Here is a 15,047-nt window from a genome sequence, read left to right as displayed (position 1 = left end):
GCTATTTAGGTAAAACAGCCTATTATTTGGAATTATACTTCTTGATAGTAGGCTGTTTCTCATGAGTACAGATACCATAAAAGCGATTCTCAGCGACCAAAACCCGCATTGGTATGGCGAAACCTACCGTGCCGTACTGAGAACACAACGCGAAACGCTGATCGCTTACTTGCCGTTACGCCAGATTATTACCATCAGTGGCATCCGCCGCTGTGGGAAAAGCGTGCTCGCCAAACAAGGCATTCAGCACTTGTTGGAGACGGGAGTCCCGCCCACTAACATCCTGTTTCTGAACCTTGAGCAGCCGTGGTTTATTGAACACCGTCATCATGCGGCTTACTTGAACACGCTGTATGACACCTACCTGCAATTAGCAAACCCTCAAGGCAAGGTGTACGTCTTCCTCGACGAAGTACAGTTTTTTACCAACTGGCAAGTGTTTGTGAAAAGCCAATACGAAAAGACTGGCATCAAGTTTGTCCTTACTGGCTCGAATTCCTCGCTGCTATCCAACGACTTAAACACGCTGTTGAGTGGGCGTAGCCTCAATATTCATCTCGATACATTTTCATTCCACGAATATTTAAACTATCTCGGTATCGACCATGCCGACGAACTCAGTCTGAGTAAAAATCGTATCGACATTAACCGTGCCTTCGACACCTACCTGCAATGGGGTGGGTTTTACGAAGTGTTCACCGCTCCCACACCTGCGATTCGGCAAGCCCTATTACTGAGTTATGCGCAAAATATCATCTATCAAGACATTGTGCCGCGTCACCAAATACGCAACGCCGCCACCTTGGAACACCTATTTTTTTACCTGATGACCAACGCCACCCGCGAAGTGAACTACACCACGTTAAGCCAAACCTTTGGCATCAGTGACAAAACCATTCGCGACTATCTGGGCTATTTTGAGGAAACGTTTCTGCTGAAACGCATTGACCGTTTTCATTACAAACCCAAAGAACGTATCAAATCCCAAAAGAAACTGTACGCGCTCGATAACGGTTTCTTGCAAACCGCCACCAAACCGAGTCGCAACCTTGGGCAAGCCTTGGAAAATTTAGTATTTACTGCCTTGAAGCAACGCACGCGCAATCTGACATATTGCCGCGAAACCGTTGAGGTCGATTTTTTCGATGGGGAAATGCTGTACCAAGTGTGCTATTCACTGGAAGAGGCTAAAACACTCCAGCGCGAAACCCGCGCCCTGCAACACTTTAGCGAGCAGTTGCATAAGCCGGGCGTTATTCTTACCGCTAACGCCCAACCTAGTACCGACAACGTGCTCGAAACGGCCGTACAAACGTGGCTGCTACGCTGATTCAACCGCGCATCAATGCCTCAATATCCACAATCTCTTTAACGACCGCCGCCGATAGTATCTCGTTACCATCGGCGGTGATCAGCACGTCATCTTCAATCCGAATGCCAATATTCCACCACTTCGGGTCAACGCTATCGGTGGGGGAAATGTACAACCCCGGCTCGACCGTTAGCACCATCCCCGCTTGCAGCGTGCGCCATTCATCGCCGATTTTGTAATCACCCACGTCATGCACATCCATGCCCAACCAGTGTCCGGTTTTGTGCATGTAGAATTGGCGATAAGGCTCTTCCTTGGCGGGTTCGCCATCGACGGCTTCAGGCTTTTGCAACGCCTCTTCCAACGTGCCACTTAAAATCCCCAAATCCAGCAAGCCTTGCGCTAACACCTTCACGGCGGCTTGATGCGGGTCATCCCATGTTTTACCGGGCATAGCCTCAGCAATCGCGGCGTATTGCGCATCCAAGACCAACTGATACAACGCCCGCTGTTCAGGGCTGAATTTGCCATTGACGGGAAAGGTGCGGGTAATATCACTGGCATAACACTCATGTTCCGCCCCCGCGTCAATCAACAGCAAATCACCCTCGCGTAAGGTATTGCGGTTTTCAATGTAGTGTAGGATACAAGCATTCTTGCCGCCGCCCACGATGGACATGTAAGCAACTTCCATCCCCCTCTGACGGAATTCGTGCAACAACTCGGCTTCGACTTCGTATTCAAACTTACCCGGTTGACACACCTGCATAGCACGCGTATGCGCCCGCGCCGACGTTTGTGCCGCGTAACGCATTACCGCTACTTCCGCCTCGGACTTGAACAGGCGCATTTCGTGCAAAAGCCGATCCAGCATCACAATGCTGTGCGGCGCACGTACCCCAGCCCGCGCTTTAGCACGCAAATGGTTGATCCAGCGAATCACGCTCACGTCAAAATCCGCATTCACACCCAAGTCGTAATGCACTTGATCGCGCCCGGTGAGTAATTCCAGCATCAACTTATCGAGGTCGCCGATGGCATGTGCATCATCCGCGCCATGCCAATGCTTTGCCCCTTCCAAACCTGCGCGAGTTCCCGACCAGCGTTCTGCCAATTCATTTTTTTCGCGGCAAAACAACACGTATTCGCCTTCTTCGCGCCCCGGCACAAACACCGCTACCGCTTCCGGCTCGTTGAAACCCGTCAAGTAATGGAAATCGCTGTCTTGGCGAAACGGGTATTCCGCATCGCGATTGCGCACCTTCAAACCACCCGAAGGCACAATCGCCATCGCATCCTTACCCAAGCGTTCCAGCAAGCGGCGGCGGCGAACAGCAAATTCTTCTTTGGGTATGCTGGGTATCGTCATGTGTGTTACCTCAATGAATGTGTGATGCCGCTTGCATCGGCTGCATTTCTTCGTTCATCATCAGCACGCCAACCCGCAAGTATTCGATAATTTCCGCCAAGGCATTTTCACCTTCTTCCTCGTCGTCCATTTCCAACTCGCCGGAGCTGCCAATGCGTACCACGTCTTCCGCCCATTCGCGGGAATCGTCCGGCAACTTGCGCATGTCTTTCACGCCTGCCATTGCTAGCCCGAAGCTGAAACCTTGACACCAATCCTGCATCGCTTCCACCCGTGTTTCCAGCGCATCGTCTTCGGGCAAAAATAGCTCAAATGCCATGCCTGCATCATTTAATTGCAGACGTGTAGCAGTAAATAATTCGCGTAACAACGTCCGCACTTCCTGCACATGAAAATCTTGCGGATTACCACCTTCCAAGACGTGCGCTAACCACGCATCCTGCCGGAAAGCCTGATCCACCACCAACATGCCGCACGCGACACCGTGAATCTCTGCACCGGAAAAATCGACATTGGCACGTCCAAGTGCGCGTTCCATGCCCACGTAACTGGGTAATTCTTCGTTCAAAATTATGTTCTCCCTGGCAAAGCGCTATTATGAGATGATTGACCTCGTTTCGCACTCTTTACTACCATAATCGTATGAATACACAAACCCCTAATCTGACATTGCCCATTCAATTCAGCACCATCGAGAATCGCGTGGAGCGGCTACTTGGCTTAGTTGAAAAACTCGCCACGGAAAATGCTGATTTGAGAAAGCAGGAAAAATCCCTTGTGCAAGAATGCCAAGACTTGCGCAGCCGCCATGACAAAGCCAGTAGCCAGCTCGAAACCATGATCCAACGTCTCAAACATCAGCCAACCACCAGCGGGGCGTAAATACAATGGAAAAAGAGATAAAGCCCGTCGGTGTGCGCATTCTCGATAAAGATTACATGGTCGCTTGCCCACAAGGCGAGCAAGAAGCCTTGCTGGCATCCGCCCGCCGCGTCGATAAAGAAATGCGCCGCATCCGCGATTCAGGCAAGGTGTTAGGCAGTGATCGCATTGCAGTCATGGTAGCACTCAACCTTGCCCATGAACTCATGCAGGGTAAACAACAGCAGCAAGCGGCGACACAACCAACCCATCAATTTGCCGAACAATTGCTACAATTGCAGCAACGTATGGATGCTGTGTTGGATAAGCACAAATCCTAAGCATTTGTCAATTCTTCCCCCCGCAAGAGAATTGTAATAGTATGGCTTCACGGACACATTTCTGGGGAACGCGTGAGAGGATGGGTATTATCCTTGAGCCTAATTTCTTACCCCGGGAGTGGTCGTAATGGCTTGGTGTGCATGACCGCTCGACGGTAAGCCTGAAAGCCATTCGCCGCACCCACTTGAACCCCTGGTTCAAGGTCGAAGTCTTCCACGATTTCTTGGAGTGTGTCCCCTTCCTTTCCTCCCTGCTATAGTTGAGAACACTGTTAGGAGGAAATTAAATTATGTCATTAGTCCCACATTTATCTGCCACATTTTTAGCTGCTATCTTGTTATCTGCCAGTCTGCCTGCGGCGTCTGCGGAAGAACCTGCCCAAACCCCCGCTGTTACCGCAACAGCCACGGCACAGCCGCACCGGCTCGTCATTCAAATGAATAAGCGGGATGAGGAATTCCAAGATCACGTTTTATCCAATATCGTTAATTTGCAAAAACATTACGGCATGGATGATATTGAAATGGAAGTCGTCGCCTATGGCCCAGGTATCTGGCTAGTCACCGACAAAAGTAAATTCATCAAGCGCGTCGAAAGCCTGATGCTGCAAAACGTCACCTTCACCGCCTGCGGCAACACGCTGGATACCGTCGAAGCCAGCAGCGGCACACGCCCTACCCTTATCGATGGCATCGAAGAAACCCAAACCGGCATTGTGCGTATCATTACCCTGCAAGAAGAAGGTTGGAGCTACCTCAGCCCGTAAGGCAAGCGGGATAGGTACAATCCGTGCCGCCCTTGCAGTCACAGGCTGTCTGGGCGGCTTGCAAAATCAAACTGGGCATCAAATCTGATACGCCAAGGTAAGGGGCAATACGCACCCGCACTTGAGGATTTGCTTGCTGTTTGGTACGCACTAATTCCGGTACATCATTGACCACATGCCGCCCCGCCGAGAGGAAAAACGGCATAATGGTGACATCGGTAGCGCCTTGATCAATGCACTGCTGGATGCCATCAGGGATGGACGGTTCAGCCAATTCCAAAAACGCACTGCTGACGTAAGCGTAGGTTTCACCTGACTGTTCCCTTACCTTAAGCGCGAGGGCGCGGATTTCGTCGTTAGATTGAGTACGGCGGCTACCGTGAGCCACAATAAGAAGCGCTTGCATGGAGAATCCTTGTATCAAAACGTGTATCAAATAGGAGCGAATGTAGTAGAGTATTCTTTATTACAACAGAGGAGGGATAAATCGTATGGGTTTACTGTCGGAACTGAGCGGATGGCAATTGGTGCTGGTCACACTAGGCTTAACGCATATTACCATCGCAGCGGTCACTATTTTTCTACACCGCACCCAAGCACACCGTGCATTAGATTTGGGGCGCATACCCTCCCACTTTTTCCGCTTTTGGTTATGGCTAACCACTGGCACTGTTACTCGCGAATGGGTTGCTATTCACCGCAAACACCACGCTAAATGCGAAACGCCTGAAGACCCACACAGCCCGCAAACCCGTGGTATCAACACCGTATTGTGGAAAGGCGCACTGCTGTACAAACAAGAAGCCAAAAATCAGGAAACCCTCGAAAAATACGGCAAAGGCACACCCGATGATTGGCTAGAGCGGCATCTTTACAGCCCGCACTCGTGGCTGGGGATTGTGCTCATGTTGGTCATTGATGTGGTGTTATTCGGGCTACCCGGTTTACTGGTCTGGCTGGTACAAATGCTGTGGATTCCGTTCTGGGCGGCGGGTGTTATCAATGGGCTGGCACATTTCTGGGGCTATCGCAATTGGAATACCACCGACGCTTCCACCAACATTTCCCCCATCGGCATCCTGATTGGTGGCGAAGAGCTGCATAATAATCACCATGCGTTTGCCGCTTCTGCACGCCTTTCCAGTCGCTGGTATGAATTTGACATTGGCTGGTTTTACATTCGCTTGCTGGAAATGCTCGGCATGGCGAAAGTACGCAAACTTGCCCCACGTCTGCGTATCAACCCGCAAAAACTGACCGTGGACGTTGATACCGTCACCGCCGTACTCGGCAACCGTTTGCAAGTGCTTTCCAACTTCGCCCAACAAGTCGTCAAACCCGTCACCAAAGCGGAATTGCGCCACCAAGCGATACTCGCCGAAAGCCAAGCCTTGCAAACCGTTTACCTGTATCAGCAACGCCTGCATCAATTATGGGAACGCACCACCGTCAGCCAAGAAGCACGACTGGAAGCGGTACAAGAGTGGATCAGCAATGCCGAGAAAACCGGTGTTGCCGCACTGGAACAATTTGCCCAACGCTTACGTGGGTATTCAATAGTGACTTAAATCATGCACAACATTGATCAATTGACAGCAACGGAGATTAGCCAGTGCCTACGGGTGGAATGCGCCCCTACGCACGACGTGGCACTGGATGCGTGCCGTGAAGCGGGGGTCTTAGTACCCTTTGTACGTGTCGAACATGCGTGGCATTTGCTGTTTATTCGCCGCCCGACCTCGGTACGGGATTATCACAGTGGGCAAGTGGCTTTTGCCGGTGGCAAGCGTGACCCAGAAGATGTCAGCCTGACCGCCACGGCATTGCGCGAAGCACATGAGGAAATCGGTATCTTGCCAGCAGATGTGCAAGTGCTAGGGCAACTCAGCCCACACCACAGCATTAGCCGCTTCCGTATTGCGCCGATTGTTGCCACCGTGCCGTGGCCTTACCCGCTGACTCTCAGCGAACAAGAAGTGGCACGCGCTTTCACGATTCCCTTGCACTGGCTAGCCCAACCACAACACCACGAAATACGCTATCGACAATTAGACGATGTAGCACAACCCATACCGGTGGTTTACTTTCAGGAATATGACGGGGAAATACTGTGGGGAGCAACAGCGCGAATTACGCTGGCTTTATTGGCTTGTCTGCAATAGACAGTTTAGAAAGAGTACGCCCACAGCAAGAACACGAGGATAGAGAGGAGGAGGAGAGAAACCCTCTATGTCCATGCGCTGTGGGCGCTTGCAAATGATTCCGCCGCTAGGAGGAGGAGAGAAAGCCGGAATCACTCGTTTTCTGCAATGCAGCAATTATTATGGATTTCAGGTTAGGCAGACAAGCTACAATTTCTAAACTCATTGGTTAGAAAAGCTAACCTTTCGAGGCTTCGCGGCTTTGTAACTGAGCTTCTTCGCGCAGCCACTCAACAAAAACGTTTGTACCCACTTGATTATTATTGTTTTTTTTCTGACGAAAAATAAAGTAAGCATGTTCTAATTGGATAGGTAAATTGAACGGTATACACAATCGCCCCGCGTCAATATCGGATTGTGCCAATGGTTTTATGGCTAATAGCACCCCTTGCCCATCCACAGCGGCATCCAATGCCAAGGAAACGTGGTTAAAATGCAAGCCACGATTAACATTTACCCCCTGCACACCTTGGCGTTTCAGCCAGGTTATCCAACTCGGATGCCCAATATAATCGGATTCATCATGCAACAAGGTGTGAAACGCCAAATCTTCAGGCTGTTTCAAAGGGTGATGGTGAGTCTTGCTAACCAACGTCGGGCTACACACTGGCACAGCCGACACCGCAAACAACTTTTCTGCCCCCGCTAACTGCCCTGCTCCAAAGCCAATCACCACATCCACATGATTCTGGCGGAAAAAGGTATCCATACCGCCGCCATCCCCCTGCAAATCCGCCGCCATCAGATGAACGTTGCTATTGATTTGCATATCAATATCGGGGTGTTTGAGTGAAAAGCGATGCAGACGCGGAATCAGCCACTTGGACGCAAACGACGGGGTGGTGAACACTGTAATGCTTTGCCGATGCTTTTCGCTGCGCATCAAGTGTACGGCTTCCGCGAGATTATCAAAACCTTCGCGTAATTTGGGCAACGCCTCTTCTGCGCCTTGACTGAGGGTAATCGTGCGATTTTTACGTTCCAACAAGGTAAAGCCAAGGTAATCCTCCAGAAATTTAATCTGGTGACTAATCGCGGCGCGGGTCACATTGAGTTCGACCGCCGCTTTCGTAAAACTTAAGTGGCGAGCAACAGCCTCAAAGGCACGCAAGGCATTCAGGGGGGGGAGTTGTTGAGACATCGCGTGATTATGCCTTATTTCCCACGTCTCTTGTTGCGGTAAATTTTACAGATAACCACACACTGCACCCCAATGTCAGGCTATACACCAGTAACGAGCCAACCACGACCCCCAACCAGCCTGCCCACGCCCAAAATGGCGCGAGCACAAACCCGCCCACACTCGCCCCCATGTAATAAAACACCAGATACAGTGATGACGCACTCGCCCGCGCCCTCAAAGCATGATGGCTTACCCAACTACTCGCCAACGAATGCGTCAGGAAAAAGCCTAAGCTGCTCACCATAAACCCCCACACAATCGCGTATAAATTTGGAATCAAGGTCAGCAGCGAACCGCCCATCAACAACAAAATCCCCACTGCCATTCCCACGGGCGCAGAAAAATACTGCGTGATACGCCCCGAAAACGCTGCTGCCAGCGTGCCGCTCAAATACGTCAAAAACAGCAAACCCAGCGCGTGCGGTGACAAATGATACGGCGCAGCCGCCAACACAAAGGTAATGTAACTGTACTGATTCAGGAAAATCATGAAATTACCGCCAGCAATCAAATAAGCCGCCAGCAACACTGGATTACGCAAATGCCCGTGCATATCCTGCACAATGTGACGAGGGTGCAACGGTTTAGCATGGAAATTCTGCGATTTCGGCAACAGCCACACAAACACCACCAAAAGCACCGCACTGAGCACACCCATTGCCCCAAACGCTGCCGCCCAACCGAAATGCTCCCCCACGAAGCCGCCCACCATGCGCCCCGTTACTCCGCCAAGACTATTCGCACTGATGTACACCCCGACCGCCACCACCACCGCTTTGCGGGTAAATTCATCCCCCATGTACGCAATCGCAATCGCAGGCAAGCCGCCGAGAAACAAGCCCTGCAAACCACGCAACCACAGCAATGCGCCATAACTTTCCACCTGCGACAACGCCAATGTGGTCAATACCACGCCCGTCATTGTCACTACCATAATGGGTTTACGCCCCAACGCATCCGACAACGGGCCATACACCAGCAACGACAAGCCGAGCGTCAGAATCGTAATGGTCAAACTCCAACTTGCTTCCAATTCCGTCAGATGAAATTGCTGCGCAAACGTCGGCAACAACGACTGCACCACATGCAGGTTGGCAAAAATCATCGCTGAACCAAGGCACAATGCCAACGTCGCAGCACGAAAATCACGGGTATTCGCTTCAATCATGGCAATCTCCTGAATTTCCCCACAGCATACTGGAACAAAGCCGCACCTGATGCCACACTAACTACAAAACCCTGTCAGGAAGATTTCATGCCCACGAAAAAAGTTGTCCACATCAAAACCGCGCCCACCCAAGCGCCGCTGTCACCGGCTCAAAAGCAATTCAACAATTTGATCAAAAAGATCGACACACAAAAAAAACTGCTGGCGGAATGGCAAGAAACCTTCTCACGCTGCCAACAAGATGCCATGACCAAGCTAGAACCGTTGAAAAAAACCTTACAAGAACAACAACTGGCAATGCTCAAACTGCTAGACCAACAGTTCACCAGCCACAAATTCACCGCCAATCAGCAAGACAAACTCAGCCACCTGATTACCGAAACCTGCGAAGAGTTGCTGCAAACCGATGGCAGTGATCAGCTAAAAACGCTCTACAACAAATACAGCGGCGGCGATTACGATACCGAGGCGCAAGAAGAGCAAGACATGGCGGCGGATTTCCTCAAACAGATGATGGAAAGAGAGCTGGGCATCAAGATAGAAGACGGTGAATTCGACCCCAACGACCCCGAAGCCAGTGCAGAACGTTTATTTACCAAATTCAAACAACAGCAAGAACAGGCAGAAGCCGCGTCTGCTGCACGCCCCCAACGCAAAAAAACCGCTAAACAACTGGCGCAAGAAGCCAAAGATGCGGAAGAAGCCGCTAACGTCAGCAAATCCATCCAAGCCGTTTACCGCCAACTCACCAGCGCCTTACACCCCGACCGTGAGCAAGACCCCGTAGAACGCGAACGCAAGACCGAATTGATGCAGCAAGTCACTGTCGCTTACGGCAATAAGGACTTGCTGAAACTGCTGGAATTGCAGCTTGCCGTTGAGCAAATCGACCAGACTAAGCTCAACAATATTGCTGCTGACCGCCTCAAGCATTACAACAAAATCCTCAACGACCAGTTACGCGAATTGCAGGAAGAAGTGTTTCTCAAAGAAGATCAAATCCGCATGATGCTGCACCTTGCACCGTTTGAAACGCTCTCACCCAAACGCTTGGTGATGATGGTCAGGGAAGATGTACGCACGATGCAGGACATGATTACCCGCATCCAACGCGACTTGCGGACGTTTCAGGATGTGAAAAATCTTAAAGCATGGCTGAAAAGCTATCGGATTCCAGAGCCAGATTTTGATCCATTTTTTGACGGCTTCCCGCCGTTTCGTTAAGCGTGAGAGCCGTACATGATTCGAGCCCTATTCATTTGCACGCAAAACCGCTTGCGTAGCCCTACCGCAGAACAAGTTTTCTCCACTTGGACAAACGTGGAAACGGACTCTGCCGGACTGGGCAATGATGCCGACGTACACCTTTCCGTTGAGCAAATCGAGTGGGCAACGCTGATTTTTGTGATGGAAAAAGCCCACCGCAACAAATTGTCGAAACAGTTCAAGGCTCACCTGAATGGCAAACGGGTTATTTGTCTGGGGATTCCTGATGACTATGACTACATGCAGCCGGAGTTGATTCGGCTGCTGGAAACCAGAGTGAGCGCGTTTTTGCGTTAAAACGAATGTTCTGCACCAATCAATACCTCGATCTCCTGCAAGGCAGCAATGCCCTTGGCTTGGAACAATACTAACGCCTCGCGCCCCACTTGCGCCCAATGTTCACGCCCCCACTCCGCATACGCCGCCATCTGCTCCACATCACCCGTTTGATACCAATGCTGATACGCCGCTACCAACTGCGGCGCGATTTTTTTGCGCATTGCCGACAGATTGCCGAAATAGAAATGGATGGAAGCAGCATTCCCCCGTGCCAGCAATTCCGGCAAGGTATGCAAGCAATCTGCCAGTAAATCGCGTACTGCCCGTAACATAATGTCGGCGTGCGACGGTGGCAGCACAAACAGCATGGTTTGCCATTCCGTGTCACCCAACACCTGCCCCGCTTTCACTTCGCCGATTTCGTGCGCAATCACGGTTTGGATTTCAGCCGCTGCCATCGCATCTAACGCCGCCTCCACATCCGCATCGAAATCGTAGTGCGCCAGCGCCCGCCCCATTGGGTTATCCAAACCGCTCCAACGCCATTCGTCGACCTTTTCCCACAACATGCGGCGCAAGGATTCGCGACGGATAAAGACGTGCTTGCCTTGATTCATGGCGGGCGGGGCTTCCACGTCACGCGCCAGTTCGCGCCCTGCCACCAACAGCGTGTAATCGTCTTGCTCGATGATTTGTTCCAGTTCCGCCAAGAAAAACAGTGGGCGGCAACGCCGACCGTAGCCTGCACTGTAGACCAGCCCCTCTTTGTTCAACGCGGTATTGATGGCTTCGTTAGCAAACGGGTCGTGTTCACCGCTGCCATTGAGCGGCACGGGTGCGTAATCTTGATCGTCTAGTGCATCCCACACGGCTTCACGTTGGGTGAGCCATTCGCCCACGTCGTCGCTAGTCACCACTTCGCTGAGGAGGATGCCTTTTTCCCAGCGGTAAAATTCGCGCATTTTCAGCAGATATACGCATAAGGTGTAATCACCCGCGTGGCGTGCGTCAGCAATGTGGCAATTGCGTTGGATGGTTTGGATCAAGTCTTGATACTGTGTGCGCATAAACCTACCTCGTTTACGTTTCACACGATCATAGCAAGGTTCACCCCACAATTCGCATTCCCCCGCCCCCTGCCCCTATAATGCCGCACTGTTTTAGCTTTGAGAGAGGAAAACCCCGTGCGCATACGCCTAAAAACCAAGTGGAATAAGCAGGAACGTGAAGTTTCGTTGGAAGATACTGTCAGTGTACTGGCGTTTAATACGTGGAAGATAGGGATGCAAACCCTAGTGGAAATCGAAAACGAGAATTTCCAGACCGATACCCAAATGCAGCGCGTGATGATCATGGAAGAAATCATGGCATTCATGATCCACGTCCTCGACCGCATCGCTCACGATATTCTAAATGATGAAGACCGTGCTGCCATGATCACGATGTTCGCGCTGAAAATTGCCGATCATGTGCAAGACAACGCCCGCGACTTCGGCGGCCCCGGTGATTACCGCAACCCGTTCATCAACAAATTAAACCAGCGCATGGAAGATTATGCAGGCACAACGTGGGGAAAAGTCGGGCAAGAACCCGGCTTCTCAATGGGGCTAGCTTTCGGAAACTTCATCGCCGAAGCCGTCGGGCCGCGTGACCGCAAGTGGGTGCTGGACTATATCCAGCGCACCCTGATGCCTGAAGTGCTCAGCACCTACAAAAAAGTCCTAACCCGTTTGGGGATGCTGGAAAGCCACAAGTAATCACTTCCAATCCACAAACGTAGCAACCTTGTCTGCCAACTCATCGGCGTACAAATCCATGAAGAAATGGTCGGCTCCGTCGACCGTTTCCACTGTCAGGTTATCCTGCTTAACGCTTTCCAGCTTGGCAGGTAAATCTGCGACCACCTCATCTGCCGACCCCATCACGATCAGCATGGGCTTTTTGATTTTGGGCAATAATGTTGGCGTGTTTTTGCGTTCATCATCCTTGTAATAACCCAACACCGCAGCGGCGGTCGCTTTGGCTTTTTCGCAGTACACAAAACCGGGCAATTCCATCACGGTGTCACCTTTGCCAGCATCCACCAGTTTTTGCGCTTCAGCCATAATGTCAGCCAGTGGCTTTTTGTTACGCTCTTCGTATTCCTTGGCAGAATTAGCGGCATCCCACGTTGCCGGAGCAATCGCCACGACCTTTTCCAGTAAGGCAGAATCTTTTTCGGCCGCATACCACGTCACCTGATTGCCACCGCGTGAATGCCCCAAGATCGTGACTTTGCTTGCGCCCTGCTCTTTCAGCCAATTCATCCACGTATCAAGTTCGGCTACCGCGTCTTCGTGTTTGTGCTTGTGTTCGATGGTGCAATCCAACATCTCGGAGGGGCGTTTGTCGACCGCGTAACTCAGGTTCACGTTCAGCGTGTTGTAACCCTTTTCCTTCAGCAACTCGCTTAAAGATTGCATGATTTCCATCTTATTGTGCGCCAGCGTGCCATGCTGCATTAAGATCACGCCGTCTTTAGCGGTTTTACCTTCCGCCAACGTCAATTCGCCACGCAAGGTAAGATCGCCTTGCTTCACAGTGACTTCTTCGGCGTGCAGCGTGCCAAACGCAGCCAACAACGAAAACGCCACCGTACCGGTAAAACGTGTTAGTAAACTCATTGTATCCTCCTCCGTTATTCAAATGCCCATCGCGCGTTTCGCGATTTCGTATTTTAAAAAGCTCATGCGATTCACGATAGATAACCCCGAATTGCGCAGGATTTTCCACGGCATCAAGGTGTTACCAAATAACAAGCGAAACCCTTCCATCGCTTTTTGGGTGAGTACGTTATCACCACGCCGCGCTCGTTCGTAAGCACGTAACACTTTCACGCTACCAATATCACCGTGCGTTTGGCGGATTTGATTGGCAAGTTCCACCGCATCTTTAATGCCCAGATTCACGCCCTGCCCCGCCAACGGGTGAATCGTGTGAGCCGCATCACCCACCAACGCCAACCGCGCTTGAATGTAAGGTTCAGCATGACGACCCCGCAACGAAAATGCGGCACGTTCGCCTACCGCCGTCACATCACCCAAACGGAAATCCAAGGCTTGTGCCAATTCGCGACAGAAATCACTCGCCGACAGATTCAACAAGGCATCCGCCCGATCCGCAGGCAATGTCCACACAATCGAACTGCTGCCATCGCCCAACGGCAAAAACGCGAGAGGCCCCGTCGGCATAAAACGCTGCCACGCGGTTGCCTGATGTGGCGCTGCGGTTTGCACCACGCACACCAGCCCTTTTTGTCCGTAATCGTTGGTTTCCAACGCGATACCCGCCAAGTCTCGTACTTTGGATTGTGCACCATCCGCGCCCACCAATAATTGCGCCTGCACGGTTTTACCGCTCGCCAACGTCACCGTTATCTGCTGCGCATCCGCTGCAAACGCCGCAATCTTATCGGGGCAAAGCAAATCAATCGAGGGATGTGCACGAATAGCGTCCAGCAAAGCAAGCTGTACCACACGGTTTTCAACAATATGCCCAAGGTCTGGCTCGCCCAGATCGGCAGCATCGAAACGGATTTCGCCATCCCCTGTCGCATCCCACACCTGCATCACCTCGTAAGACGCAGCACGGCGGGCCACGATACCCTCCCACGCGCCCGCTTCTAGCAAAGCACGTTGCGACGCACGGCTAATCGCGGATACCCGCAAGTCGTAAGGATCAGAGGGGGAAAAATCAACCGGTGGGTGCGCTTCCAACACTGCGACACGTTTACCGGCATTACCCAGCAAACAAGCTAGCGTAGAACCTACCATACCGCCACCAGCAATGATGACATCGTATTGCGTCTGCATTCCTAACATCCCTTTTCAGATTAGCGTTACCTGTTGCAAAGACTACAACAAAGCAGACGCAGGAAATACAGGTGCGGAAAAATTACCGTATCACGGCGTTAACGTTCCAACCAAGGCAAGAGCAGCAATTTGCCGGGCGTTGCACCCCACAAGCTCCAGAAACTCACGAAATAAACAATAGGAACCGTCAAAACCACCCAATACAACGAGGTATTAGTGTATGACACTTGGTAAAGCAACCATGTTTGCCCAAACACAAACAAGACAACCAGTAATAACAGTAGCGTAATCAACAACCAATCAAACGCTAATGCCAGCAAGTGCATTCCCACATTGCTACGGCTAGATTCATTTCTGTTGGGCAGTAAATAATCTTTCATGTATGACACTCCTTGTCACCTCGCAATATTCTGGTTCTTAATTATAGTTGCTCACCGCAAATTTGCTGG

Annotated in this window: 18 protein-coding genes and 1 other RNA gene; 10 read left to right on the top strand and 9 right to left on the bottom strand. The window is 51.3% G+C overall.

The genetic code is table 11. The annotated features are described in order from the left end of the window. Positions 1-61: 61 nt before the first annotated feature. Complete coding sequence (locus J1836_RS10780) at positions 62-1,330, top strand: ATP-binding protein (protein WP_207251090.1); 1,269 nt, start codon at positions 62-64, stop codon at positions 1,328-1,330. A gap of 1 nt (position 1,331) precedes the next feature. Here J1836_RS10780 and J1836_RS10775 read toward each other — a convergent pair whose 3' ends face one another. Then, a complete protein-coding gene (locus J1836_RS10775; protein WP_207251089.1) occupies positions 1,332-2,681 on the bottom strand; it encodes an aminopeptidase P N-terminal domain-containing protein in 1,350 nt (449 codons plus the stop codon). A gap of 10 nt (positions 2,682-2,691) precedes the next feature. Further along, complete coding sequence (locus J1836_RS10770; RefSeq protein WP_207251088.1) at positions 2,692-3,249, bottom strand: UPF0149 family protein; 558 nt, start codon at positions 3,247-3,249, stop codon at positions 2,692-2,694. Positions 3,250-3,323: 74 nt separating this feature from the next. Here J1836_RS10770 and J1836_RS10765 point away from each other — a divergent pair, with 74 nt between their 5' ends. The 4 genes from J1836_RS10765 to J1836_RS10750 all read left to right on the top strand — a co-directional run bounded on the left by J1836_RS10765 (position 3,324) and on the right by J1836_RS10750 (position 4,650). After that, positions 3,324-3,563 (top strand): hypothetical protein, encoded by a 240-nt coding sequence (locus J1836_RS10765; RefSeq protein ID WP_207251087.1) that lies wholly within the window; start codon positions 3,324-3,326, stop codon positions 3,561-3,563. Between the two features lie 5 nt (positions 3,564-3,568). Continuing rightward, the gene (locus J1836_RS10760; RefSeq protein WP_207251086.1) at positions 3,569-3,883 is read left to right on the top strand and encodes a cell division protein ZapA; all 315 of its coding nucleotides are present in this window, start codon (positions 3,569-3,571) and stop codon (positions 3,881-3,883) included. Positions 3,884-3,938: 55 nt separating this feature from the next. After that, positions 3,939-4,117: non-coding RNA, 6S RNA (gene ssrS / locus J1836_RS10755), on the top strand. Positions 4,118-4,173: 56 nt separating this feature from the next. Beyond that, positions 4,174-4,650, top strand: a complete 477-nt coding sequence (locus J1836_RS10750; RefSeq protein WP_207251085.1) for a DsrE family protein — start codon at positions 4,174-4,176, stop codon at positions 4,648-4,650. Here the strand turns inward: J1836_RS10750 and J1836_RS10745 are convergent. Continuing rightward, on the bottom strand, positions 4,640-5,056 hold the full coding sequence (locus tag J1836_RS10745) for a sirohydrochlorin chelatase (RefSeq protein ID WP_207251084.1): 417 nt from the start codon (positions 5,054-5,056) through the stop codon (positions 4,640-4,642). The genes J1836_RS10750 and J1836_RS10745 overlap by 11 nt on opposite strands. An 85-nt stretch (positions 5,057-5,141) precedes the next feature. Between J1836_RS10745 and J1836_RS10740 the strand changes: the two genes are divergently transcribed. Both J1836_RS10740 and J1836_RS10735 read left to right on the top strand, forming a co-directional pair. Continuing rightward, the gene (locus tag J1836_RS10740) at positions 5,142-6,218 is read left to right on the top strand and encodes a DesA family fatty acid desaturase (RefSeq protein WP_207251083.1); all 1,077 of its coding nucleotides are present in this window, start codon (positions 5,142-5,144) and stop codon (positions 6,216-6,218) included. A 3-nt stretch (positions 6,219-6,221) separates the two neighbouring features. Further along, on the top strand, positions 6,222-6,812 hold the full coding sequence (locus J1836_RS10735; protein WP_207251082.1) for an NUDIX hydrolase: 591 nt from the start codon (positions 6,222-6,224) through the stop codon (positions 6,810-6,812). A 217-nt stretch (positions 6,813-7,029) separates the two neighbouring features. On the opposite strand, the gene gcvA is transcribed toward J1836_RS10735, so the two are convergent. Together gcvA and J1836_RS10725 are read right to left on the bottom strand one after the other, a co-directional pair. Next, positions 7,030-7,992, bottom strand: a complete 963-nt coding sequence (gcvA, locus tag J1836_RS10730) for a transcriptional regulator GcvA (protein WP_207251081.1) — start codon at positions 7,990-7,992, stop codon at positions 7,030-7,032. Positions 7,993-7,999: 7 nt separating this feature from the next. After that, positions 8,000-9,202, bottom strand: a complete 1,203-nt coding sequence (locus tag J1836_RS10725; RefSeq protein WP_207251080.1) for an MFS transporter — start codon at positions 9,200-9,202, stop codon at positions 8,000-8,002. An 87-nt stretch (positions 9,203-9,289) separates the two neighbouring features. Here J1836_RS10725 and J1836_RS10720 point away from each other — a divergent pair, with 87 nt between their 5' ends. Together J1836_RS10720 and J1836_RS10715 are read left to right on the top strand one after the other, a co-directional pair. Then, complete coding sequence (locus J1836_RS10720) at positions 9,290-10,426, top strand: molecular chaperone DnaJ (RefSeq protein WP_207251079.1); 1,137 nt, start codon at positions 9,290-9,292, stop codon at positions 10,424-10,426. Positions 10,427-10,441: 15 nt separating this feature from the next. Continuing rightward, positions 10,442-10,765, top strand: a complete 324-nt coding sequence (locus tag J1836_RS10715; protein ID WP_207251078.1) for a low molecular weight protein tyrosine phosphatase family protein — start codon at positions 10,442-10,444, stop codon at positions 10,763-10,765. Here J1836_RS10715 and J1836_RS10710 read toward each other — a convergent pair. Beyond that, a complete protein-coding gene (locus J1836_RS10710) occupies positions 10,762-11,814 on the bottom strand; it encodes an Sfum_1244 family protein (protein WP_207251077.1) in 1,053 nt (350 codons plus the stop codon). The genes J1836_RS10715 and J1836_RS10710 overlap by 4 nt on opposite strands. Before the next feature lie 117 nt (positions 11,815-11,931). On the opposite strand from J1836_RS10710, the gene J1836_RS10705 reads away from it, so the two are divergent. After that, on the top strand, positions 11,932-12,504 hold the full coding sequence (locus tag J1836_RS10705; protein WP_207251076.1) for a hypothetical protein: 573 nt from the start codon (positions 11,932-11,934) through the stop codon (positions 12,502-12,504). Here J1836_RS10705 and J1836_RS10700 read toward each other — a convergent pair whose 3' ends face one another. The 3 genes from J1836_RS10700 to J1836_RS10690 form a co-directional block, all read right to left on the bottom strand. Further along, a complete protein-coding gene (locus tag J1836_RS10700; protein WP_207251075.1) occupies positions 12,505-13,410 on the bottom strand; it encodes an alpha/beta hydrolase in 906 nt (301 codons plus the stop codon). It lies immediately after the preceding gene. Between the two features lie 18 nt (positions 13,411-13,428). Continuing rightward, positions 13,429-14,598 (bottom strand): UbiH/UbiF/VisC/COQ6 family ubiquinone biosynthesis hydroxylase, encoded by a 1,170-nt coding sequence (locus tag J1836_RS10695; RefSeq protein ID WP_207251074.1) that lies wholly within the window; start codon positions 14,596-14,598, stop codon positions 13,429-13,431. A 98-nt stretch (positions 14,599-14,696) separates the two neighbouring features. Next, positions 14,697-14,978 carry an RDD family protein gene (locus J1836_RS10690; protein WP_207251073.1) on the bottom strand — a complete coding sequence of 94 codons (282 nt, stop codon included), beginning with the start codon at positions 14,976-14,978 and terminating at the stop codon, positions 14,697-14,699. Positions 14,979-15,047 lie beyond the last annotated feature (69 nt).

The sequence above is a fragment of the Thiothrix fructosivorans genome (assembly GCF_017349355.1).
Lineage (GTDB): Bacteria > Pseudomonadota > Gammaproteobacteria > Thiotrichales > Thiotrichaceae > Thiothrix > Thiothrix fructosivorans.
The sequence above is the reverse complement of the archived record's forward strand: the minus strand, read 5'-3'. Positions and strand labels throughout refer to the sequence as shown.